Genomic DNA, 24146 nt, shown 5'->3' with positions numbered 1-24146 from the left:
TCATGAATGACCAGGACCTGCTGCGCTACAGCCGCCAGATCATGCTTCCCCAGGTGGACATCGAAGGCCAGGAGCGCTTGCTGTCGTCGCGCGCACTGATCGTCGGTGCCGGTGGCCTGGGCTCGCCGGTGGCGCTGTACCTGGCCGCCGCGGGAGTCGGACAGCTGACCATTGCCGACGCCGATGTGGTCGAGATCTCCAACCTGCAGCGCCAGATCGCCCACCAGGAGCAGGACCTGGGACGCAACAAGGCCCTGTCGGCCGCCGACTCTGCCATCGCCCTCAATGCAGGCTGCCGGGTCAGCGCCATCGAGCGCCATCTGGACGCCGAAGAGCTGGTCCAGGCGTCGCGGGAGGCCGACGTCATCCTCGACTGCACCGATCGCTTTTCCAGCCGCTACGCCATCAATGCGGCCAGCGTCGCCGCCGGGGTGCCGCTGGTCTCCGGCGCTGCGATCCGCTTTTCCGGGCAGTTGGCGGTGTTCGACCCACGCGATGAGACGAGTCCCTGCTACGCCTGCCTGTATCCGCCGGATGACCAGGGCGACGAGGCCCTGTCCTGCGCCGAGAGTGGCGTCATCTCGCCGCTGGTGGGGCTGATCGGCTGCTTCCAGGCGCTGGAGGCGGTCAAGCTGTTGTCCGGGGCCGGCAGGCCCCACCGGGGGCTTGCCACCTTCGACGGCCTGAGTGGCGAGTGGCGTCACTATCGGCTGGGGCGCGATCCACGCTGTCCTGCCTGCGCAGACCGGGGGCGGTCCGGCGGAGCAAGCGCGTGAGCCGGCAGAGCCCGGTCACCGACTTCGATATTCGTCTATTGCGGGTGTTCAAGGCGGTGGCCGAGTGTGGTGGATTTTCCGCCGCCGAGAACGAGCTTGGCATCAGTCGTTCGGCCATCAGCCTGCATATGGGCGACCTGGAAAAGCGCCTGGGGCTCAAGCTTTGTCGGCGGGGGCGGGGCGGCTTCGCCCTGACCGAGGAAGGACGGGAGGTGCTGGAAGGGGCCCGGCGTCTGCTGTCGGGACTGGAAGCCTTTCGCACCGAGGTCAATGCGCTGCACCACAGCCTGCGCGGCGAACTCAATATCGGCATCACCGATACCCTGGTCAGCTCACCCGAGATGCGTATCACCCATGCCTTGGCAAGCCTCAAGGCCCAGGGCCCAGAGGTGCGCATCAACATGCACATGGATCCTCCCGGCGAGATCGCCCGGGGGGTGCTCGACGGACGCCTGCATGTCGGTGTCGTTCCGGCGGTCAACCTGCCTGCCAGCGTCGATAGCCAGGCGCTCTACAGCGAACGCTCCGGGCTTTACTGTGGCCGGGGGCATCCGCTGTTTGCCGAGCCATCGACGGCGCTGGAGGCGCTGGGCGGGTGGCAGGCGCTGGGGCAGTGGGACGCCGTGGTACCGTCCTATCCGCTGTCGGAAGCCGGCCGTGAGCGCCATGTCGGGCTCAAGCCCAGCGCCACCGCGTCCGACCGGGAAGGCGCGGCCTTTCTTATCCTGACCGGGGCCTACATCGGCTATCTGCCGGATCACCACGCCAATCTCTGGGTCGCGCAGGGTAGGCTGCGCGAGCTGTGCTCCGAGAGTGCCGCCTACGAGACGCCGTTCGTCGCCATCACCCGCCGTGACCGCCGCCCCCATCGGGTGCTGGAAGCCTTCCTGGCGGCGCTGGGGGAGCATTGAGACGCGCCTCGAGGTCTCGATGCTGTTAGTCTGAGTACGTATGCAGAAATGATTGAGTCGTCAACGATGAAACAAAGGCCGGCGGTAACCTCGAAGGAAGTGGCAAGGCTGGCGGGGGTCTCTCAGTCCGCCGTAAGTCGGTGTTTCTCCCCCAATGCAAGTATTTCCGAGAAGACCCGGGAAAAGGTATTGCGCGCGGCCCAGGAGCTGGGCTATCGGCCCAATACCGTGGCGCGCTCGCTGATCATGCGATCGACACGGACGATCGCCCTGGTGCTGTCCTCGCTGGACAACATGTTCTACCCAATGGCGGTGCAGATGGCGTCTCAACGGTTCCAGGATGAGGGCTACCATCTGCTGCTGTTCGTGGTTCCGGAAAGCGATGATTTCCCGGGGGTTATGGACCGTATCCTGCAGAGCCAGGTGGACGGAATCCTGATGCTGTCGGCGCTGTTGACCTCGAGCCTTGCCAGAGAGTGCGTGAACGCCGGCGTGCCGCTGGTGCTGCTCAACCGTAGCGTCGACATCGAAGGAATTGGCCAGGTCTACAGTGATAACTATCACGGCGGTTACTGGGCTGGCAGCTATCTGGCCATGGGTGGGCACCGGAATATCGCCTTTGTCGCCGGTGTCGAGCGTTCCTCGACCAGCCGGCGTCGCTTCGAAGGCTTCGTCGACGGCCTCGCAGCCCACGGGCTCAAGCCCCACGCGGTTGTTCACGGCGACTACGACTTCGAGATGGCACGCCAGCAGACCCGTCGATTGTTCGCTGAAACCGTCGTGCCCGACGCCATCTTCGCCGCCAGCGACCATATGGCGGTGGCGGTGCTCGAGACCCTGCGCCATGAGCTCGGCAAGCGAGTTCCGGAGGACGTGTCGGTGATCGGCTTCGACGATACCCCGGTCTCAGCCTGGCCGAGCTATTCGCTGACCACCGTTCGCCAGCCCATCGACCAGATGATCGAGGTGGCGACCTCGCTGCTCATGCGTCAGATTCATGAGGGCGGAGGAGCCGAGAGCCGTGTACTGCCGGTTATTCCAGTACTGCGCGAGACCGCCCGGCGGCCCGACTCGGCCTGATTGCGATGCCAGTCCTTGCGCAGGAGCCCGGCTAGCCCCGTGGTGTGAGATGCGTCGCTGCGTTCTGTCCTGATCGCCGCGCGAGGCCTATAGGGAGCTTACCGCTAGCCCCTGCAGGTTGTGCCGTCGTTTGGCGATATTCACGTTGCTGTCTTCCTCCGAGTTCCCTTTCCCCGAATTGGCTTTCCCCAAACTACCGTTCTCTGAATAGCCGGCCATTGATCATGGTGAGCCCTGGCTTGCCTGCGTTTCTGTTGCACTGCAGCTCAGAGATATCTCTAGAAGATGCTGTCTTTGACGCATTGCATGCGTATGCAATTAATGCCAGCCTCAGACGTAGGCACCGGCGGCTGATCGATCTCTGTCCCGACGCTGCCGGCAACGACAAGCACAGCAACAAGCACAACAACAACGACGGTAACCGCCATGGAAAATCTGGGAGCGTTGAACTGGTCCATCGTGATCCTGTACCTGGTCGTCAACCTGGTGATGGGGTCCATGCTGAGCAAGAAGATCCACACCGCCGAAGACTATTATGTCGGCCAGAAGACCACTCCCTGGTGGGCCATCGGGCTCTCGGTGATGGCCACCTATGTCAGCGCCATGTCCTTTCTGGGCGGGCCGGCCTGGTCGTACCAGAGCGGTCTGGGGGTGATGATGATCCAGATCAACTATCCCCTCGTGGTGTTTCTGGTCATCACCTTCTTCCTGCCGTTCTTCTACAACAGTGGCGTGGTCTCCATCTACGAGTACCAGGAGCGTCGCTTCGGCAAGAAGGCCAGGGCGGTCATGTCGATCATCTTCATGATGACCCAGACGCTGTCCTCGGCCGCGGTGCTCTACGCCACCGCGCTGGTTCTGAGCTACATGACCGGCTTTGACGTGGTGCACGCCATCATCGCCATCTCCCTCATCGCTCTGGTCTACACCATGATGGGGGGGATCACCGCGGTCATCTGGACCGACGTGCTGCAGGCGCTGATCCTGCTGGTCGGCGCCATCATCATCCTGTTTGCCTTGATCGACAGGATGCCCGAATCGCTGTCGCTGACGCTTGATGCGCTGCGCGACCAGGACAAGCTCAATATCCTCGACTGGTCGCTGGACACCAAGGTCACCGCCACCGTGTGGTCCGGGGTGATCGCCATGACGCTCTATCACACCACCGTCTACGGCGCGAACCAGATGGTCGTGCAGCGGGCGCTGGCGGCCAGAAATATTGGCGATGCCAAGAAGTCGTTCATGCTGATGGGGTTCGGGGCCTTCTTTATCTACTTCATGTTCCTGATGATGGGGGTGCTGTTCTACAGCTACTACGGCGGTCGCGAGTTCGACAACAGCAATACCATCGTGCTTGAGTTCGCCGCCGAGTACGGCATGCCGGGGCTGCTTGGCATCGTCGCTGCGGCGGTGGTGGCGGCGTCGATGTCGAGCCTCGATTCCGCCCTCAACTCCCTGGCCACGGTCACCACGGTGGACTTCTACGAGAAGTATCTGCGTCCTGGTGCCAGCGGCGAGCACTATCTCAAGGCATCGCGCTGGTTCACGGTGCTGTGGGCGGTGCTGATCGTCGGTCCGGCCATCGCCTTCGCCGGCAATCAGGGTTCGGTGCTGGAGCTTCTGACCAAGGCGGGGTCCTTCTTCGTCGGCGCCAAGCTCAGCATGTACGCGCTTGGCTTCTTCTCCCGGGACACCACCGAACGCGGGCTACTGGTTGGCGTTGCTGCCGGCTTCGTCGCGGTGTGGGCGGTCGCCGTCTGGACCGACATCAGCTGGCCCTGGTATTGCGCCATCGGCGCCTTTGTCAATGTGGTGGTGTCGCTGGGGGCCAGCCGCCTGCTCGACGGTCGCCAGTCAGAATATTCCCCCTACACCGTGAAAGGCCAGCGGGCGCTGTTTGCCCGGGAAGGGTGGCCGATCACCGAGGGCGGCTGGTCGCTGCTGCCCGGCAAGGTGGACTCGCCGGCGTGGCTGTTGATTGTCTTCTTCTTCATCACCATTGGATGTCTGGCGGTGCTGTCAGCTTAAGGATCACGCCCTCGGCGGGGTGTGTTCGGCTATGGGTTTGGCTGCTGTATGCCACGCCGTCACATTCCACCAAAGTCGGGGGATGCCTTATTTGCATTCGTATGCAAAAAGGACCAGTCTAAGAAACATCAAATGACATGCAAGTGATCGCGTTGGTCGAGCAACTCTGCCCCTGGCCGCCCTTTATCGGCGATCCCGATCCGCGTATCGCGTCACACCCGACAGTAACCCACAACAATCCACAACACGCCTTGACCGGAGCCCCCATGATTCGACATCTGAAGAACGCCACCAGCCAGGAAGCCCGCGCCGAAGCCGATCGCAAGGTGAGGGAGGTGGTGGAAACCACCCTGGCATCGATCGAAGCCAACGGCGACGCCGCCGTGCGCGAGTTGTCCGAGCGCTTCGACAACTGGTCGCCGACAAGCTTTCGCCTGAGCGATGACGACATCCAGGCTGCCATGGCCGAGGTCTCGGCCCAGGCGCTCGAGGACATCCGGTTCGCCCAGGCCCAGGTGAGGAACTTTGCCGAGGCCCAGTTGGCCTCGATGCAGCCGGTCGAGGTCGAGAACAGTCCCGGCGTGATCCTGGGTCACAAGCATCTGCCGCTCAACGCCGTCGGCTGCTATGTGCCGGGCGGCGCCTATCCGATGGTGGCGTCTGCCCACATGAGTGTGCTGACCGCCAAGGTCGCCGGGGTCAAGCGAGTGGTAGCGGCGGCGCCGCCTCACAAGGGCAAGCCGCATCCCGCCATCGTTGCCGCCATGCACCTGGCCGGCGCCGACGAGATCCTGGTACTGGGCGGGGTCCAGGCGGTGGGGGCGATGGCGATCGGCACCGAGACCATCGACCCCGTCGACATGCTGGTCGGGCCGGGCAACGCCTTCGTGGCCGAGGCCAAGCGCCAACTGTTCGGCCGGGTCGGCATCGATCTGTTCGCCGGTCCCACCGAAACCCTGGTCATCGCCGACGACAGCGTCGACGGACTGTTGTGCGCCACCGATCTGCTGGGTCAGGCCGAGCATGGACCGACCTCGCCGGCGGCGCTGCTGACCAACTCCGAGACTCTGGCTCGCGACACCGAAGCGGCCATCGCGACGCTGCTCGAGAAACTGCCGACCGCCGATATCGCCCGTCAGGCCTGGGACAGCTACGGCGAGATCATCGTCTGCGACAGCCATGAGGAGATGCTCGAGGTGGCCAATGACATGGCCTACGAGCACGTCCAGGTGATGACAGAGAACGCCGACTGGTACCTCGACAACATGACCAACTACGGGGCGCTGTTCCTGGGGCCGCGGACCAACGTGGCCTATGGCGACAAGGTCATCGGCACCAATCACACCCTGCCGACCAAGAAGGCGGCGCGCTATACCGGCGGCCTGTGGGTCGGCAAGTTCTTGAAGACCTGCACCTACCAGCGCGTGGTCAGCGACGAGGCATCGGCACGCATCGGTAGCTACTGTTCACGGTTGTGCGCCCTGGAGGGCTTTGCCGGACACGGCGAGCAGGCCAACGAGCGAGTCCGGCGCTACGGTCATCAAGAGGTTCCCTACGCCGGACAGGTGGCACCGTGAGCGAGCTTTCTCTGCCCTCGACGCCGAGTTTTCGTCTGGAAGGCAAGCGGGCCCTGGTCACCGGGGCCAGCAAGGGGCTTGGGTTGGCCTGCGCCTGTGCCCTGGCCCAGGCGGGGGCCACGGTGACCCTGGTGGCCCGCCAGGCCGATGAGCTCGAGCGGGTGCGCGCGGCAATGTCCGACGCCGGTTATCGGGTCGACTGCCTGGCGCTGGACGTCACCGACCTCGACGCCGTACAGCGTGCCCTGGCGACCCAGGCGTTCGACATCCTGGTCAACAATGCCGGTACCAATCGTCCCAAGCCGCTCGACGAGATCAGCTTCGACGACTACGACAGCGTCATGAACCTCAACGTCCGCGCTGCCTACTTTCTGGCTCAGACGGTGGCCCGGCGGATGCCGGCCGGCGGCTCGATCATCAATATGTCGTCGCAGATGGGGCATGTGGGCGCGGCCAACCGGACCCTCTATTGCGCCTCCAAGGCGGCGATGGAGGGCATGACCAAAGCCATGGCGGTGGAGCTCGGGCCGGTGGGGATTCGTGCCAATACCCTCTGTCCCACCTTTGTCGAGACCCCCATGACGCGTCCCTTCTTCGAGCGTCCGGGATTTCGTGATGAGGTGCTGGCCAAGATCCCGCTGGGCCGTCTGGGGCAGGTGGAAGACATCATGGGCCCGCTGGTCTTTCTTGCCTCTGCGGCCTCGGCGCTGGTCTCCGGCAGCGCGCTGATGGTGGATGGCGGCTGGACCGCCCATTGAGCGCACGGTCTTTCCCGCGCGCAGCGATGGTATCAATGAAATGCCTGGAACAAGGAGACGCATCGATGGGACTGCAGGGATTCGACAAGCGTTTCTGCGACCTTCGCGACTATATCCTGACGATCACCGAGGAAATCTGGGAAGGGCGGGGTATCGATCTCATTCGTCACTACTACAGCGAGGACTGTCCGGTGAAAACGCCAGCCGGAGCCTTTCGCGGGGTGGAAAAGGTCGTTCAGGGCACCCTGGCCACGCTTCAGGAGTTTCCCGATCGGACCCTGCTCGGTGAAGACGTGATCGAGCGCGGGCCGGTGTCCGGTTGCTACTACTCCTCCCATCGCATCCTGTCTCAGATGACACATATGGGAGAAGGGCAGTTCGGCTCGCCCACCTGGCGCAGCGCCGAGGTGATGACCATCGCTGACTGTCTGTGCCAGAACAACCGGATCGTGGATGAGTGGCTGGTCAGGGACCAGTCCGGCCTGGCGCTTCAGCTAGGGGCGTCCCCGATGACACTGGGGCAGGCGCTGGCGACAACGGCCGATTGGCCCGATGCCGAGGCTCTGGTGGAGCGCTGGCGGGGAGCCCAGGGCGACCTTGATATTGACAGCCTGGGTGAAGTGGCGCAGCGCTACCGCGATCTGTGGCAGGACGCCTGTCTCGACCGGCTCAGGCAAAGCTATTCGCGTGCGATCGACGCCAAGGTGCCGGGCGGGCGACATCTGCGTGGATTGACCCAGCTCGAGTCATTCTGGTTCGAGATGAAGGCTGCCTTCCCCGCGGGGTGCTATCGCATACATCACTATCTGGATCGAGAAGAACCGGGGATGCCCCGGCGGGTGGCGCTGCGCTGGTCGTTGCACACGCGCCATCTGGGAGCAGGTCGTTTCGGCCAGCCGAGCGGCGCCGAGGTGGTGCTGCTGGGTATCACCCACGCCGAAATCGTCCGAGGTCAGGTCCTGCGTGAATGGCACTTGCTCGACGAGATCGCCATTCATGCCCAGATCGCCCATCAACAACGCTGAGGAAACAACATGAGCTGGACCCTGGACGCCCTCGAGGCACGCCGTGTGCGCTACGACGAGCTGATTCCCTGCCGCAACGCCTTCGTCGATACCCGCTCGCCGGGCTCGGATCGCAAGGAAAACTTCACCATCATTGGCCCCGGGGTCGCAGAGAACCCCCATCAGCATGTGCACATCAGCGAACCCCACGGTTTCAACGTGGGCGGGGCGCGACAGCCGGGGGGCTGCCTGAACTCCCAGCATTCCCACGAAAGCGCCGAGGTATTTGTCGTGCACAGTGGCCGCTGGCGCCTGATCTTCGGGCCTGAAGGTCAGGACGGTGATCTCGAGGTCGGCCCGGGCGATGTCGCCAGTGTACCGATTCATATGTTCCGGGGGTTCGAGAAGATCGACGAAGGTATCGGCTTCCTGTTCGTCCTGCTGGGTGGCGACGACCCTGGCCGCGTCAAGTGGGCACCCAGCGTGTTCGATCTGGCCAAGGAGCACGGCCTGGTGCTGCTCAAGGGCGGGCGTCTGGTCGATGTGGCCGCCGGAGAATCCGTGCCGGAAGGTGCCGAACTCGAAGCCGCGCCGGATGCCGAGGAACTCGCACGCTTGATTACCCCGACGCCGCAGCGCCTGGCCGAGTGCGTGGTTCGCCGCAATGAACTGCGCGCCAATCCTCAGGCGGCGCTGGCGGGGCCGGGGGTGGAGGAGTGCCCGGTGATTGTCCCTCAGGCCAGTGGAGACGGCTTCTCTCCCGGGCCTATCGTGGGCTGGTGGCCCCACGGCTTCCAGCTGCGAGTACTACGTATGCAAAAAGGCGCAGCGACGCCCGGCTATCACTGCCACGAGCCGGAGGTGCTGTTCGTTCAGCGGGGCAGCGTCAAGGTGAAGAGTGACCAGGGAACCATCGATCTTGGGCCCGGCGATACATTTACCTCGCCCCAGGGCTGGACCCATCGGCTGATGGCCGATCAGGACGCCGAAGTGGTGGTGGCCCGAGGCACCGAGGCGCCGCGCGGACCGGTGGTGGCGGCATGAATGGCTCGATGGCGGCAGAAGGCAGCGACGGTAACCGTCTGCCGCTGATGCTGGTGCCCGGGACCCTGTGCGATGCACGTCTGTGGAGTCCTCAGATCGAGGCGCTGGGGCACGAGGTGGACACCTACGTGCCTCGCCTCGGCGCCAGCGATGACATGGACGCCCTGGCCCGGGACCTGCTGGATCAGGCCCCCTGGCCTCGCTTCAACCTGGCGGGCCTGTCCATGGGTGGCATTCTGGCCATGTCGATGGTGCGCCAGGCCAGTGAGCGTATCGAGCGCCTGGCGCTTTTTAATACCAATCCTTTCGCCGAGGTGGAGGAGCGCCGCATTCAGCGTGCAGCGGATATCCACCAGGCCGAGGAGATGGGGCTCGAGCGCTACGCCCGGGAAGTCCTGGCACCGCTGTATCCGGCGCAGGGACAAGAACCATCGCCGGAACACACCGAGCTGGTAGTGAAGATGGCGAGGGGGCAAGGCCTTGAGACCTTTCGCCGCCAGTCCCTGGCGCTGCGTGATCGTGCCGACGCCAGCCAGTGGCTTGGCTCCGTTCGGCAACCGACGCTGGTGCTGTGTGGTGACGGCGACAGGCTATGCCCGGTATCCCGGCATACCTGGCTGGCGGACCACATTCCGGATGCCCAGCTGGTTGTGCTCGAGGGAGTAGGGCACCTCAGTACCCTGCAGGCTCCCCTAGCCGTCAACCACGCCCTGATGCAGTGGCTCAGACGTCCCACAGGCGAGGACGCCGCTCCGGCCAAGGCGTCTTCCTGACCACAACAACGAGACCCATGATCATGATCCCTGACCTGCTCGAACAGCTTCGTCGATTCGATACGCCGACCATCGCAAATGCGCTGGATCTGGTGCGTGGCACCCGCAGTGCCGAAGGATTTACCCGCACCCCGGTGGTGGCGGCCGATCCGTCACGCCCTCCACTGGTGGGATACGCACGGTGCGCGCGAATCAGGGGGCTGACGCCGCCCGATGAGCCTGCCGAGGCCATCCGCGAGCGGCGCATGGCCTACTACCGCTACATCGCCGAAAGTCCCGCCGACAGCCTGATGGTGATCGAGGATGAAGATGGTGATGAAGCCGTCAGTGCCTTCTGGGGAGAGGTCAACACTTGCCTCCACCACCGCTTCGGTCTGCTCGGTGTCCTGACCAACGGGGTAATTCGTGACCTCGATGACCTTGAGCCGGGATTTACGGTGCTGGGCGGCCGTGTCGGTCCGTCCCACGCCTATGTGCGCGTCACCGCGGTGGACACGCCGGTGACGGTATTCGGCCTCGAGGTGACACCGGGGGACCTGATCCACGCCGACCGCCATGGCGCGGTACGGCTGACACCGGATGAGGCCAGGGCACTGCCCGAGGCCATCGATCGCATCGTCGGCGCCGAGCAGGAACTTCTGGAGCGCATACGTCGTCCCGGTTTCGACCTTCAGGGACTGATGGATGCCTGGGCAGCATTCGAGAAGCGCCGCGTCTAGCGGCTCCGATAGCCCTGCCTGGCGGTAGTCGCCCGCTCTGGCTCGATGGCAGCAAAAGGTTTGGCGATGTGGCGCACGCAGGCGCTATCCCATCCAGGCGCCAGATAGCGAGACCCGTTGATAAAAAAGCAGATAGAGCAACAAGGACCCCTGATGAAAGGTTTCAATGACGACTACGAGACGTTCCCGGATTTCATCCATGGAATCACCCATGAAATCTGGGAGGAGCGTGGCGTAGGTGCGGCGCTCAAGCGCTACTACGCCGATGACGTGCTGGTCAGGGCGCCCAGCGGCATCCTTACCGACAATAGCGGTGTCACCGCCGCCACCCTGGCGACCCTCAACGAGTTTCCGGACCGTCAACTGGTGGGTGAGGATGTGATCTGGCGTAGCGATGACGACAGTGAACATGTCTCGTCCCATCGATTGATCTCGGTGATGCGCCATACCGGAGGCGGCGCCTACGGCGAGGCCAGCGGTCGCCTGGTTCGCTCGCGCATCATTGCCGACTGCGTGGTGCGGGAAAACCAGGTCAAGGAGGAGTGGCTGGTACGTGACCAGGCCGCCTTCGCCCGATGTCTTGGCCTTTCGCCGCGGGAACTTGCCCGGCGCCAGGTCGACAGTGATATGCGCCAGTTCGGCGAGCCGCGCTTCTTTACCCCGGCGCAGGACGTTGCCGGCACCTATCGTCCCTTTATCGCCGAGGACTCCACCGCACGCGCCTACGCCGACGGCTGGACACGCATCTGGGGGGGCAAGGAGATCTCGGCGCTCCAGCATCTCTATCATCCGGGCGCTTGTCTGCATGCCCCCGGTGGGGAATCGCGCAACGGCCATGCCGATATCGACCGCTTCCTGCTCGGCTACCTGGCCTCTTTTCCGGACGCGGAGTTCCGCGTCGAACACCTGATGATCAATCGCGAGCCGGAACAGCCCGTTCGCATCGCCATGCGCTGGTCCTTGCGCGGCAGTCATTCGGGATGGGGCGCCTTCGGTGAGCCGACCGGGGCGCCGGTGTACGTGATGGGGATCAGCCACGCCCATCTGACAGGCGGCCGGGTCACCATGGAATGGGTCATGGTCGATGAAGTCGCGGTGTGGAAGCAGATCGTGAGCGCGACGCTTGCGCAATGATTCTGAGTAGAAATCTTGAGAGGAGGGAGACCTATCGCGGTTCAGGGTTCGGGAAGCGCCGGTAAAGCCTTGCGAAGTTCATCGACGGGAGAGAATGACGAAAGATGGCTCTCCCTACGTTCAATTCACGGCACTTGTATCTGAGAAAAACAATCGAGGAGAGTGCAATGAGTGAATCATCCGACAGCAAGATGGGCCGTGCCTACTACATGCGTACGCGCCGGGAAGCCATGGTGGCCGGCATTATCTGGGTCGTGTTTCTGGTCTGGACCGTGGGGGTGTCCTACATCCTCGGATACCGCAACAACGACCTTTCGACAACCATGGGAATACCCACCTGGATCTTCTGGGGAGTGCTTGTGCCGTTCTACGCCGCCGCGCTGACGAACAGTATCTATGCCTTCTTCTATCTCCAGGATGATCCCGAGTAGCGAGAGCCGAACATGACAATCTACAAGATGGCTTCGAGGCGCTGATCCATGTATTCAGAAAATTCAACGAGTGTTGCGCTGGTGATCGCCTTGTATCTGGCAGTCACCTTTATCTTTGCCTTCGTCAGCGGTCGCAAGACCAGCAAGGGCGAATTCATGGAGGAGTATTTTGTCGGTGGACGCCAGACCGGCCCCTGGGTGCTGGGCCTGACCTGGATCGCCACCATGGCCAGTGGAGGCACCTTTATCGGCGTGCCTGGCCTGTTGCATACCTATGGCTGGATCGTCTTTCTGTGGATCGCTGGTTTCATGGTAGTCATCACCACAGGGTTCGGCATTCTTGGCAAGCGAATTGGTCAGATCGGGCGCAAGACCGGCGCGCTGACCTTCCCGGATCTGCTGCGTGATCGGTTTGAAAGCCCGATGATCGGCGTGCTGTCTGCAGTCATGATCGTGATTCTGTACCTGGCCTTCATGGTGGCCCAGTACGCTGCAGGCGCCCGAGTGCTGGAAGCCGTTGTCGGTATTCCCTACCAGTGGGGCGTGATCGGTTTCGCGGTATCCGTCGCGCTCTATACCGCCTACGGCGGCTTTCGGGCGGTGGCGTGGACCGATAGTTTCCAGGCCATTGTCATGCTGTTCGGGGTCATGCTGACGGCGTACTTCGCGGTCAAGATGGCAGGGGGACTCGAGGCGATTCAGGCGGGACTGATCGAACAGTCGCCGGAGCTGGTGTCCGGGCCGGGACCCAAGGACTTCCTGCCACTCGTTGCTGCCGTATCGTTCTTCGTGCTGATGCCGCTGTCGCAGCTGGGCCAGCCGGCACTGGTCAGCCGTTTTCTGACCTTCAACGACTCTGCCGTGCTCAAGCGGGCGGCGCTGATGACCGGACTCTACGTCGCTATCATGTACCCGTTGATCATGCTGGTAGGGGTAACAGGACGGGTGCTGATTCCCGAACTGGAGTCGCCGGACCATGCCCTGACCGCGACCGTCATGATGGCACTTCCGGCCGCGATCGCCGGCTTCATCATCGCAGCACCAGTGTCGGCCATCATGTCGTCGCTTAGCTCCTTCCTGCTGGTGACCGCCGGTGCCCTGGTGCGCGACATCTATCAGCATAGCTTCGAGCCCAACATGAGCGGCGAGAAGGCCAGGAAGCTGACCCATCTGATGACCTTCAGCGTCACCATCGTGGGGGTGATCCTGGCCTTCAATCCCCCCAAGCTGCTGCAGTTGATCGTGGTCTTCGCCGGGGCCGGTCTCGGGGCCACCTTTGCCTGGCCGACGATTTTCGCCATTTTCTGGCCACGCATGAACCGCATGGGCTGTCTGCTCGGCATGCTGGTGGGATTCCTGTCCTTCGTGCTGCAGTACGTGACCGTGGGAAGTACCAGCCTGTTCGGTATTCATCCCTTCGTCTGGTCGTTCGTGTTGTCGGCGCTGGCCTGCATTCTCGGCAGTCGCCTGGCGCCCAGGCAGAGCACCGAAGTACTGGAGGTCTACTTCGGCGACCGTACGCGCTCACGCAAGGAGAAGAAAAAGCTGCAGGAGGCTTCTGCCTGATCGATACCCAGGAGGATGACAGGCCAGGGGGCCGCCGTCCGCGCCAGTGGAAATCCTCGCAGCGAGGATGAGCCACCGGCGTGGGCGGCAGCCCTCCTGGCCTTCTTTGCTATTGGATTCCCTTGTCACGCAAGGAGGCAGCATGGTCAATGATCCTTCCCCAAAACAGTCGGTACGGGCCTTCCAGGCAGCGCTGGATGCGGCCGATGCCAGCACGGTCGGCCAGGTGTTGTCCCGGTACTGTTCATCGAATCTGCGCTGGTACGGGGTCCACCCCTTCGGTGAGTTGTCCGGTATCGAGGACGTCGCTGGGCGATTCTGGCAACCCTTCAAGACCGCCTGGCGACATGTCCAGCGCCGCCAGGACGTCTTCTTTGGCGGCCGCCATGGTGCCGATGGGCAAGAATGGGTGGTCAGCATGGGGCATCTGGTCGGGCTGCGTGACGCACCCTGGCTCGGCATCCCGGCAAACGGCAAGTTGAGTGCGCTGCGTTACGCCGAGTTCTACCGTGTGGAGGCGGGCCGAATTACCGCCATGTCACTGTTCTTCGACCTGATCGACGTGATGCGACAGGCGGGCTTCGACCCCTTGCCCCATCAGCAGGGAGCGGCAGGGCTAGTCCCCGGGCCTCGCTACCACGATGGTCTGCTGTTCGAGGACCGCCCGCCACAACAGGGCGCGCAGACCCTGGCGCTGGTCGAGGCCATGGTCGACGATCTTTCGCGTCTCAACGCCAGTGGCTCGGATGACTGCCCGCCACAGCGACTGGCGCGTTTCTGGCATCACGACATGGCCTGGTACGGCCCCGCAGGCATTGGTTCCACGCTCACCATTGAGCGCTATCAAGCCCAGCACCAGATGCCGTTTCGTCGTGGCCTCACGAACAAGGTCTTTAATGGCCATATGGCACGTTTCGCCGAAGGCGACTACGCCGCCTTCTTTGGCTGGCCCAACCTTACCCATCAGCCTGTGGGCGGCTTTCTCGGTTTGCCCGCCTGCGAACGCAGGGTCGACATGCGGGTGGTCGATGTCTACCGGCGTGAGGGTGAGCGATTGGCCGAGAACTGGGTGTTGATCGATCTGCCCCACTGGCTCGACCAGCAGGGCGTCGACGTGCTGGCTCGCTGCCGAGACTGGGCACAGCCAACTACACCGTAGCGAGGAGACAGACATGGCCGGAGCGAGACCCGAGCAGGGCCAGTTGACGCGGGACAACGATCTGTCGAGAACCGCCGAGACCGAGGCCGCGATCGATGCCATGGTCGATGGCCTCAATGATCACGATATCGAGGGTATGGGGCGCTTCTTCGACGAGGAATTTCGCTGGCTTGGCAATGCGGGATGCGGCGTCAAGATGGGCCTCGACCAGTTCCAGCGGCATTGGCAGATGCCGTTTCAGCATGCCTTTTCCGATAAGGTCTGCATCGATGAGGCTCGCGTCGTGCAAGGGCAGTGGTGTGCCGCCTTCGGTCGCCAGGAGGCGGTTCACAGCGGGGAGTTCATGGGCATTCCCGCCACCGGTAAACGGGTGGAGATCCGTTACATGGACTTCTGGAAGGTGGTGGACGGCAAGGTCGTCGACAACTGGGTGATGGTCGACTTTCCCTACGTAATGCAGCAGCTGGGTGTGGACCCGTTCGATGGGCATGGCTGGGAACGATTCGACAGCCACCGGCGAGCGCTGCGGACCGGTGAGCGTGATGAGGGAGAGCATCCACTGGCCAAGGAGGGAGATCGATGATGTGTTGCCGAGAGGTGATCGATCGCTGGTGCGCGCTGTGGTACGACAAGGTGCATGGCTTCGACGACGGGGAGCTTGAGTGCGCGCTTGCCGAGCTGATGCACGACGAATGTCACTGCCATTTTGCGTACCCCCTTGGCGAGAGCGTCGGGCCGCAGGAACTGCTGGAGAGCATCTATCGCCCGCTGCTGGCGGCGGTACCGGACCTCGAGCGTCGTGACTATATCGTGATTTCAGGCGCGGCGTACGAGGGCATCGGCGGCCCGCCGAGCACAGCGCACTGGGTCGGTTGCGCCGGCTTCTATACCGGGGTGTTCGAGACACCCTGGCTGGATATTCCCGCCACCGGCCATATCATGACCCTGCGCTACGCAGAGTTCTTTCGCATCGATGCCGGTCGCATCGTCGAGATGCGGGCGCTGTGGGATATCCCCGAGGTGATGCTGGGCGCTGACGCCTGGCCCATGGTGCCGAGCCTGGGATGCGAGATGCTGGTGCCGGGGCCTGCGACCCAGGACGGTATTCATCCCGGACTCGGCATCGAACCCGAAGGCCGGGTGTCCAGGGCGGCGGCCAGTCTCGATCTGGTCAACCGCATGCTCGAGGGGCTCGGCCGCTACGCCGAAGGGGGTGTGGCGGCCATGGAACTCGAGCGCTACTGGCATCCGCGCATGATGTGGTATGGCCCGGCTGGCATCGGTTCAGGCCGGCGCGTCTCCGGCTTTCGCCAGTGGCATCAGCGGCCCTTCCTGGCGGGAATGCCGGATCGTCGCAACGATGGCCATCATGTGGTGTTCAGTGAAGGGGACTATGTAGCGCTGTGCGGTTGGCCAGCGCTGGAGGCGACCATCAGCGGCGACGGCTGGCTGGGTATCGCTCCGGGCGGTCAGCAGGTGCGTCTGCGGAGTCTGGATTTCTGGCGTTGCGAGGATGCCCTGATTCGTGAGAACTGGGTGCTGGTCGACCTGCTGGATGTCTACCGGCAGCTTGGCGTTGATGTTCTGGCGCGGATGCGTCAGATGACGGGCGGGCTCCGGAGTGAGCGATCTTCACTCTAGGGCTTGTCTGAAAAGTGCCTGCGCTCGGTAATACGGCGTTAAAAATCGGATCAAAATGCTCATTTACACCCCGTAAACTGCGCTTTCTCACCGATTTTTGCCTTGTCTAACCTTCGCTCGTCGACTTTTCGGACAGCGCCTAGGCTTGCCTGAAAGATGTCTGCGCTCGACGGTATCTTAGACCCAGCCTGGCAACTGTCCTGAAATCCCTTCCTTGTGGCGGGAGAGGGCGCCCTTGAACGGGCGTCCGCCGCTCCTGCCCGACATTTCTTGCCCCAGCGGTCTCGCATATACTCGACAGTCCCTGCCGGAGCCTGTCCGGCCCACCTCTGACCCGACCTGATCTGGTCGGTGCCGGGCGGCGGCTTGGCGCGCCTGTGCGTCGAGCGCAAGAGGGGCACGTTCAGCTTGCCTTGCTGTTAAAGGCGATGCGTATCGAATCGCTGACGTTGAAGTCAGGAATTTAGTGTTATTGGATACTTGACGCCTGGTGGCGAGAAAGTGGCACACTGTCGGTGTCACCTTCATGCGAAGGTGCGAGATTCAATAACAACAAGCGCATTGCGCAACCAATACGGACTCTCTATGACAGATTCCTCCACGTCCGAGGCCGCCTCCTGGTACCGCGATTCCGTCCGGGTCGAGCTGTTGCCGACATCCAGGCTCGAGGGCGACGTTCGCGCTGACGTCTGTGTGATCGGGGCCGGGGTGACGGGCTGTTCGGCGGCGCTGCATCTGGCCGAGCAAGGCTACAAGGTGGTGGTGCTGGAAGCCCATGACGTCGGCCATGGCGCCTCCGGTCGCAGCGGCGGCCAGATCCTGCCCGGGCTCGGTACCGACATGGACACCGTGGAACAGGCGCTTGGCCTGTCGGCGGCCCGCGATATCTGGGAAATGAGCCGCGAAGCGGTGCGCCTGACTGCACAGCTGGTCGAGCGTCACGCCATTCCCTGCGACCTTGCCTGGGGCTACCTGCATGCGGCGGTCAAGCCGCGCCATGTGCGCGAGTTGCGCGCCTTCCAGGAGACCATGGCGCACAAGTACGACTACCAGGCGCTGGAATGGCGCGAAGGGCAGTCGCTGCGCGAACATGTGGTCACCGACGCCTACCCGGCGGCCCTGTGGGAGGCCGAGGGCGGGCATCTGCATCCGCTCAACTATACCCTCGGCCTGGCCAGGGCCGCCCAGCAGGCGGGGGCTATCTTCCACTCGCACAGCCCGGTCACCGCGGTGACCAAAGGCGAGCCTGCACGGGTGAAGACCGCCGGCGGAGAGGTCACCGCCGATAGCGTGGTGGTGGCGACCAACGCCTACGGCATCGACCTGTTGCCGGAGATGCGCGGGCGCATCATGCGCTGTGCCAACTACATGATCGCCACCGAGCCGATGAGCGAGCAGCAGGCGGCCCAGGTGCTGCCGAAGAATGACGCCCTGGCCGATGCCAATTTTGTGCTCGACTACTATCGGCTGTCGGCGGATCGACGCTTGATCTATGGCGGTGAAGTCAGCTACGACGGGCGCCCGCCCAAGGGGCTCGAGGCGCGCATCGACGGCAAGATCCGGCGCCTGTTCAAGGTGCTCGACGATGTCGAGATCGCCTACCGTTGGGGCGGTGACGTGGCCATCACGCTCAATCGCGCCCCGGACTTCGGCAGACTGGCCGCCAACCTCTACTATGCGCAAGGCTACTCCGGTCATGGCATGGCCATGGCGGGACTGGCCGGCAAGTTGCTGGCCGAGACCATCGCCGGGCAGAGCGAGCGCTTCGACGTCTTTGCCGCCATGCCCCATCGTCGCTTCCCCGGTGGTCGCCTGTTGAGAACACCGCTGTTGCTGCTGGCCACCCACTTCTACAAGCTTCGCGATCGGCTGTGAGCTGCCGACAACGACGAGGAATGCCCCTATGACCGAGACCTCCACCGCCGAGCGTCACTCACAGTGCCGGGATGAACCCCATGATGGCGCACGCCCGGGCGTCGCTGCCGCCGGCTCCGAGCGGACCGCCTCCGCGATCCATATGCAGGGCCTGCACAAGCGCTTCGGCGCCAGTACGGTGGCACTCGATGGCGTCGACCTGACCATCGAGGCCGGCGAGTTCTTTACCCTGCTGGGCCCATCGGGCTGTGGCAAGACCACGCTGCTGCGCATCCTGGCGGGTCTGGAAGACGCCGACCAGGGACGCCTGACCATCGGTGAGCGCGACGTCACCGAGGTGGCGCCGCACCATCGCAGCGTCAATACCGTGTTTCAGTCCTACGCGCTGTTTCCCCATCTGTCGGTGCGCGACAACCTGGCCTTCGGCCTCAAGATGCGCGGTGTCGATCGTGCCGAGCGCGAGGCACGGGTCGAGCGCATCGCCGAGTTCATCCAGTTGGGCGATCTGATCGATCGGCGCATCGATCAGCTCTCCGGCGGACAGCGTCAGCGCATCGCGCTGGCCCGGGCGCTGGTCTGCGAGCCCGACGTGCTGCTGCTGGACGAGCCGCTGTCGGCGCTCGACGCCGGCCTTCGCAGCCAGCTACAGGTCGAATTGCTGAGGGTACAGAAGCGCCTGGGCATGACCTTCGTCTTCGTGACCCATGATCAGGACGAGGCCATGGTGATGTCCGACCGCATCGCCGTGCTCAATGGCGGGACCATCCAGCAGGTGGGGCCTCCTCGGGAGGTCTACGAGCGCCCGGTCAATGCCTTCGTCGCCCGTTTCATGGGCCATGCCAACCTCTATCCGATCAGCGCCCGACAGGGCCAGCGCGTGACCACCGAGCTTGGCGAGCTGGAGCTCGAGCCCGATCTCGACACGCCACAGCAGGGAGGCGGTGAGCTGTTGCTGATTCGCCCCGAGACGCTGGACGTGCGTCTGGGTCGTCATCAGGGGGTGAACCACCTGGTCGGGCGGATCACCGAACGGCTCTATCGTGGTAGCCACGCCGAGTTCCGTCTCGCGGTCGGTGACACCACCCTGCAGGCCACCATCAACAATCGCGGGCGCCGACTGCCCGAGGTCGGCGACGAGGTGACCCTGGTGGTCGCCCCGGAAGACCTCGTCACCGTGGCCAACTGAGGGGGCATGTCATGACCGATACCGCTGTCCTCGGACGCAGCCAGGGCATGGTCAGAGAAGCGCGCCATCTTCTCTTTACCGTGACACCCGGCGCGGCCTGGATCATCGTCTTTCTGGTGCTGCCCAGCGCCTACCTGATGGGCGTGGCCTTCATGACCAACGGGCCCTATGGCCTGCCGCAGATGCCGCTGTCGCTCGATTCGTTCAAGCAGCTTGCCGGCTTCGGTTTTCTGGGCTGGAGCCCGGGCAACCTCTACACCCTGTTGAGGTCGCTGTGGCAGACCCTGGTGGCGACCGGCCTGGTGGTTATCGTGGCCTATCCGATCGCCTACTACATCACCACCTGCCGGGCGAAATGGCGGCCGATCATGCTGCTGCTGGTGGTGGTGCCGTCCTGGACCAATCAGGTCATCCGTACCTTCGGCTGGATGAACCTGCTGGCGCCGGGGACGCCGCTTTCCAGCGTCGCCGAGTCGCTGGGGCTGATCGCCCCCAACATGGGGCTGTATCCGTCCAACTTCGCGGTGACCCTGGGGCTGGTCTACAACTTCCTGCCGTTCATGGTGCTGCCGCTGTACGCCGCCTTCGAGAAGCTCGACACCGCCCAGGTGGAGGCCGCCCAGGACCTCTACGCCACCCCGGTGAAGGCGTTCTGGCACGCGGTCTTTCCCCAGACCTTGCCGGGTCTGCTCGCCGGGATCGTGCTGGTGGCGATTCCGGCCTTCGGCATGTACGTGATTCCGGAACTGCTGGGCGGCGGCAAGGCGCTGATGCTCGGCAATCTGGTGGCCAACCAGTTCTCCGGTGGGTCGAACTGGCCGCTGGGCGCCGCCGGCGCCATCCTGATGCTGCTGGCGACCTTCGCCGGACTCTATGCCATGCGCCGGATCGGCAAGCGACTCGGCGGCGGTGAGGAGGTGGTGATATGAGAAAGCGCACACTCAAGCGAGGTCTGAGTGCCTTCTGGTGGCTGACCCTGGTGTTTCTTTACCTGCCGCTGGCGGTGGTGGTGCTGTTCTCCTTCAACGCCGCCAACAGCGCGGCCAGCATGACCGGACTGTCACTGCGCTGGTACCACCAGCTGTTCGCCAATGACCAGATCATGAGCGCCTTCGGCAACACCCTGGTGCTGGCGCTGACGTCCTCGCTGATCGCCCTGGTGATCGGCTGCTTGATCGGTTATGGCATGTATCGCCACCGTCACCGCAAGCTGGGCTGGCTGATCGTGCTGATCTATCTGCCGATCGTGCTGCCGGATATCGTCTTCGGTATCTCGGAGATGGCCTTCTTCGTCAAGGTACACGAGCTGACCGGGCTCCTGGGGCCGGGGCTGGGCACCATGATCATTGCCCACGTTACCTTCCAGATTCCGTTCGTCGCGCTGATCGTCTATTCGCGCTTCGTCGGCCTGGATCCGTCTTTGTTCGAGGCGGCCAAGGACCTTTATGCCTCGCCCTTGAAGCGGGTGGTGCACTTCATGCTGCCGACTATCAAGCCGGCGTTGATATCGGCCTTCTTTCTCTCCTTTACCCTGTCGGTGGATGACTTCGTCATCAGCTTCTTCACCTCGGGCCCGGAGAGCGCGACCCTGCCGATCTATATCTGGGGCGCGATCAAGAAGGGGGTGTCACCTGAGATCAACGCCATCGCCACACTGATGATCGCGGCGGTGGCGCTGGCCGCCCTGGCAAGCCTCGTCGTCAATCGGCGCAAGGCCTGATGCCTGTGCCATCGGCGGACACAGAGGCGATCTCGGAACAGATCGATCAACACCTGACGTACCCAGACAAGACCAAGCAATACAAGGAGAAAGCAACGATGCTCAACAAGACTCGCAGCGCCCTGGGCCTCGCCGTGGCCGCCGCCATGCTCGCAGGCGTCGCCCAGGCTGAAGAGGGCAAGCTGTACCTGTTCAACTGGACCGAGTACATGGACCCCGAGATCATCGAGGCCTTCGAGGAAAAGTATGACGTCGAGGTGGTGACCAACTACTTCAACTCGAACCCGGAGATGATCGCCAAGCTCAATGCCGGTGGCACCTCCCAGTACGACATCGTGGTGCCGTCGAACTACTACATTCCGCGGATGATCGAGACCGGCCTGATCCAGAAGCTCGACCGCTCGCAGATTCCGAACTTCGACAACCTGATGGCGCAGTTCAAGGATCCGAGCTTTGATCCCGGTGCCGAGTACTCCGCTGCCTACCAGTGGGGCACCACGGGCCTTGTCTACAACACCGAGACCTTCCCCGATGCGCCCAAGAGCTGGTCGTTGCTGTTCGACCCCGAGGTCAACGGCGACTATCCGTTCTCGATGATCCAGGACGGCCAGGTCGCCACCGGCAGCGCCTGCGCCTATCTGGGCGCGAGCTTCGACTGCAGCGGCCTGGATGACCTGAAGAATGCCGCCAGACTGCTGATCGAGACCAAGAATCGCGACAACTTCTCGGGCTTCACCGACGGCACACCGACCCTGCAGCAGCTGGCCCGGGGCGTCACCCACGTGGGCATGTCCTTCAACGGCGACTACCTGTACTTCAAGGATGAGGACCCGGAGACCTTCGAACATCTGGACTTCGTGATTCCCGACGAAGGCGCCGAGATGTGGGTCGACTCCATGGTCATCCCCTCCGAGGCACCCAACCCGGAGCTCGCGCACAAGTTCATCGACTTCATCCTGGACGCCGAGATCGGTGCCCAGCTGTCGAACTACAACTACTACGCCAGCCCCAACGAGGCGGCGCGCCCGCATCTCGACGAGGTGCTGACCCAGCCGCCGACCCAGCCCAGCGAAGAGGACATGGCGCGGCTTGTCTTCACCCCCAGCCTGTCCGGTCAGCAACTGCAGACCTTTCAGCAACTGTGGTCAGAGGTAAAGGCTCGGTGAAGGGATTGGCCCAGGGGCGTTGATGCGCCCGGGGCCGCCCTGCAAGGAAAGAGCCCCGGCGACGTCGGGGCTCGGCCACCGAGTGAGACACTCACGTAACGGAACACTCTCATGAGTAACCGCCAGGAAAGCCCAGCGCTCAGCGACTGGTTCAAGCAGTACGGCATCACCGAGGTCGAGTGCCTGGTCACCGACCTTACCGGCATCCTCAAGGGCAAGATCATGCCCGCGGGCAAGTACCTCAACGGCGGACGACCGCGCCTGCCGGACTCCATCTTTATCCAGACCGTCACCGGGGGCTATCCCGACGATGACGACATCCGCTTCTGGAATCCTGCCGAGCGGGACATGGAGCTGGTGCCTGACCCCAACGCCGTCTTCCTGGTGCCTTGGGCCGACGATCCTACCGCCCAGATCATCCACGACTGCCACTATCTGAGCGGAGAGCCGGTGGAGCTGGCGCCGCGCTATGTGCTCAAGCGGGTGCTGGAGCTGTACCAGGCACGTGGCTGGGTCCCGGTGGTGGCACCGGAGGTGGAGTTCTTCCTGGTCAAGACCAACACCGACTCCGACTACCCGCTGGAGCCGCCGGTGGGGCGCACCGGTCGCCAGGAAAGCAGCCGCCAGAGTTTCTCCATCGATGCGGTCAACGAGTTCGATCCGCTGTTCGAGGAGATGTACGACTACTGCGAGGCGATGAACCTGGATCTGGATACCCTGATCCACGAAGAGGGCGCCGGGCAGATGGAGGTCAACTTCCAGCACGGTGATCCGCTGGCGCTGGCCGACCAGGTGGTGCTGTTCAAGCGGGTGCTGCGCGAGACCGCATTGCGCCACGGCATGTACGGCACCTTCATGGCCAAGCCCATGGCCAATGAGCCGGGCAGCTCGATGCACATTCACCAGAGCCTGATTGACCCGGCCAGCGGACGAAATCTGTTTGCCGGCGAGGATGGCCAGCCCAGCCGTCTGTTCCACCACTTCATCGGCGGCCTGCAGCGCTACCTGCCCTCGGCGATGCCGCTGCTGGCCCCCAACGTCAACTCCTACCGGCGGCTGCTGCGTACCGAGACCTCGGGCTCGGCGCCGATCAACGTCGAGTGGGGCATGGACAACCGTACCGTGGGCCTGCGCGTGCCGGTCTCCGGGCCCGAGGCCACCCGGGTCGAGAACCGACTGGCCGGTGCCGACGCCAATCCTTACCTGGTCATGGCGGCGTCACTCGCCTGTGGCTACCTCGGCATGCTCGGCCAGGTGGAGCCCCGCCCGCCCATGGTCGGCTCGGCCTGGTCCGGCGGCAACAAGCTGCCCGACGATATCGGACCGGCGCTGGACCTGCTGCACGAGTGTGACGCCCTGGCGGGTATCCTCGGCGAGCGCTTTACCAACAGCTACCTGGCGGTAAAGCGGGCCGAGCACCGTGAGTACTTTCAGGTGATTTCGTCCTGGGAGCGTGAGCACCTGCTGTTGCGGGTGTGAGCCGCCGCTTTGGAGGACGTCCCGGGGTGGCGCAAGCCTGAGAAGGTGGCGCGAAGCTCAGAGAGTGGCGTAGGCCTGAGAAGGTGGCGCAAGCCCGAGACGGTGGCATGAGGCACCAT

General features: G+C 63.6%; 22 protein-coding genes. All 22 read left to right on the top strand.

Going from position 1 to position 24146, the window contains the following annotated elements:
• The first annotated feature begins 2 nt into the window (after nucleotides 1–2).
• The 22 genes from KUV74_RS14075 to KUV74_RS13970 all read left to right on the top strand — a co-directional run bounded on the left by KUV74_RS14075 (nucleotide 3) and on the right by KUV74_RS13970 (nucleotide 24027).
• The gene (locus KUV74_RS14075; RefSeq protein WP_222516635.1) at nucleotides 3–776 is read left to right on the top strand and encodes a HesA/MoeB/ThiF family protein; all 774 of its coding nucleotides are present in this window, start codon (nucleotides 3–5) and stop codon (nucleotides 774–776) included.
• On the top strand, nucleotides 773–1687 hold the full coding sequence (locus tag KUV74_RS14070; protein ID WP_222516634.1) for a LysR family transcriptional regulator: 915 nt from the start codon (nucleotides 773–775) through the stop codon (nucleotides 1685–1687). Before KUV74_RS14075 ends, KUV74_RS14070 begins: the two co-directional genes overlap by 4 nt.
• Nucleotides 1688–1753: 66 nt before the next feature.
• Nucleotides 1754–2767 carry a LacI family DNA-binding transcriptional regulator gene (locus KUV74_RS14065; RefSeq protein ID WP_222516633.1) on the top strand — a complete coding sequence of 338 codons (1014 nt, stop codon included), beginning with the start codon at nucleotides 1754–1756 and terminating at the stop codon, nucleotides 2765–2767.
• A 426-nt stretch (nucleotides 2768–3193) separates the two neighbouring features.
• Nucleotides 3194–4795, top strand: a complete 1602-nt coding sequence (locus KUV74_RS14060) for a sodium:solute symporter family transporter (RefSeq protein ID WP_222516632.1) — start codon at nucleotides 3194–3196, stop codon at nucleotides 4793–4795.
• A gap of 266 nt (nucleotides 4796–5061) precedes the next feature.
• The gene (hisD, locus tag KUV74_RS14055; RefSeq protein WP_222516631.1) at nucleotides 5062–6372 is read left to right on the top strand and encodes a histidinol dehydrogenase; all 1311 of its coding nucleotides are present in this window, start codon (nucleotides 5062–5064) and stop codon (nucleotides 6370–6372) included.
• Entirely contained in the window at nucleotides 6369–7130 is a 762-nt protein-coding gene (locus tag KUV74_RS14050) for an SDR family NAD(P)-dependent oxidoreductase (protein ID WP_222516630.1), read from the top strand. Before hisD ends, KUV74_RS14050 begins: the two co-directional genes overlap by 4 nt.
• A 65-nt stretch (nucleotides 7131–7195) precedes the next feature.
• Nucleotides 7196–8155 carry an ester cyclase gene (locus KUV74_RS14045; protein ID WP_222516629.1) on the top strand — a complete coding sequence of 320 codons (960 nt, stop codon included), beginning with the start codon at nucleotides 7196–7198 and terminating at the stop codon, nucleotides 8153–8155.
• Between the two features lie 9 nt (nucleotides 8156–8164).
• A complete protein-coding gene (locus KUV74_RS14040) occupies nucleotides 8165–9178 on the top strand; it encodes a cupin domain-containing protein (RefSeq protein ID WP_108448951.1) in 1014 nt (337 codons plus the stop codon).
• On the top strand, nucleotides 9175–9951 hold the full coding sequence (locus tag KUV74_RS14035) for an alpha/beta fold hydrolase (protein ID WP_222516628.1): 777 nt from the start codon (nucleotides 9175–9177) through the stop codon (nucleotides 9949–9951). The genes KUV74_RS14040 and KUV74_RS14035 overlap by 4 nt, the downstream gene beginning before the upstream one ends.
• 17 nt (nucleotides 9952–9968) lie before the next feature.
• Entirely contained in the window at nucleotides 9969–10670 is a 702-nt protein-coding gene (locus KUV74_RS14030; protein WP_222516627.1) for an RraA family protein, read from the top strand.
• 153 nt (nucleotides 10671–10823) lie between these two features.
• Nucleotides 10824–11804, top strand: a complete 981-nt coding sequence (locus KUV74_RS14025) for an ester cyclase (RefSeq protein ID WP_222516626.1) — start codon at nucleotides 10824–10826, stop codon at nucleotides 11802–11804.
• A 167-nt stretch (nucleotides 11805–11971) separates the two neighbouring features.
• A complete protein-coding gene (locus KUV74_RS14020) occupies nucleotides 11972–12235 on the top strand; it encodes a DUF997 family protein (protein ID WP_222516625.1) in 264 nt (87 codons plus the stop codon).
• Between the two features lie 48 nt (nucleotides 12236–12283).
• Nucleotides 12284–13801 carry a sodium/pantothenate symporter gene (locus KUV74_RS14015; RefSeq protein ID WP_222516624.1) on the top strand — a complete coding sequence of 506 codons (1518 nt, stop codon included), beginning with the start codon at nucleotides 12284–12286 and terminating at the stop codon, nucleotides 13799–13801.
• Between the two features lie 142 nt (nucleotides 13802–13943).
• Nucleotides 13944–14960, top strand: coding sequence for an ester cyclase (locus KUV74_RS14010; RefSeq protein WP_222516623.1), 1017 nt, complete (start codon nucleotides 13944–13946; stop codon nucleotides 14958–14960).
• Nucleotides 14961–14973: 13 nt separating this feature from the next.
• Nucleotides 14974–15543, top strand: a complete 570-nt coding sequence (locus KUV74_RS14005) for an ester cyclase (protein ID WP_222516622.1) — start codon at nucleotides 14974–14976, stop codon at nucleotides 15541–15543.
• Entirely contained in the window at nucleotides 15540–16601 is a 1062-nt protein-coding gene (locus KUV74_RS14000) for an ester cyclase (protein WP_261395446.1), read from the top strand. The genes KUV74_RS14005 and KUV74_RS14000 overlap by 4 nt, the downstream gene beginning before the upstream one ends.
• A gap of 585 nt (nucleotides 16602–17186) precedes the next feature.
• Nucleotides 17187–18476, top strand: coding sequence for an NAD(P)/FAD-dependent oxidoreductase (locus KUV74_RS13995; RefSeq protein WP_222516621.1), 1290 nt, complete (start codon nucleotides 17187–17189; stop codon nucleotides 18474–18476).
• A 28-nt stretch (nucleotides 18477–18504) separates the two neighbouring features.
• The gene (locus KUV74_RS13990; RefSeq protein ID WP_222516620.1) at nucleotides 18505–19662 is read left to right on the top strand and encodes an ABC transporter ATP-binding protein; all 1158 of its coding nucleotides are present in this window, start codon (nucleotides 18505–18507) and stop codon (nucleotides 19660–19662) included.
• Nucleotides 19663–19673: 11 nt separating this feature from the next.
• Nucleotides 19674–20591 (top strand): ABC transporter permease, encoded by a 918-nt coding sequence (locus KUV74_RS13985; RefSeq protein ID WP_052704560.1) that lies wholly within the window; start codon nucleotides 19674–19676, stop codon nucleotides 20589–20591.
• Entirely contained in the window at nucleotides 20588–21382 is a 795-nt protein-coding gene (locus KUV74_RS13980) for an ABC transporter permease (RefSeq protein WP_045995154.1), read from the top strand. Before KUV74_RS13985 ends, KUV74_RS13980 begins: the two co-directional genes overlap by 4 nt.
• Nucleotides 21383–21480: 98 nt before the next feature.
• Entirely contained in the window at nucleotides 21481–22548 is a 1068-nt protein-coding gene (locus KUV74_RS13975; RefSeq protein WP_052704559.1) for a PotD/PotF family extracellular solute-binding protein, read from the top strand.
• Between the two features lie 111 nt (nucleotides 22549–22659).
• Nucleotides 22660–24027 carry a glutamine synthetase family protein gene (locus KUV74_RS13970; protein ID WP_045995153.1) on the top strand — a complete coding sequence of 456 codons (1368 nt, stop codon included), beginning with the start codon at nucleotides 22660–22662 and terminating at the stop codon, nucleotides 24025–24027.
• Nucleotides 24028–24146 lie beyond the last annotated feature (119 nt).

It is taken from the genome of Halomonas sp. DP1Y21-3 (assembly GCF_019801245.1).
In the GTDB taxonomy this organism is placed as follows: Bacteria; Pseudomonadota; Gammaproteobacteria; order Pseudomonadales; family Halomonadaceae; genus Halomonas; species Halomonas litopenaei.
The sequence above is the reverse complement of the archived record's forward strand: the minus strand, read 5'-3'. Positions and strand labels throughout refer to the sequence as shown.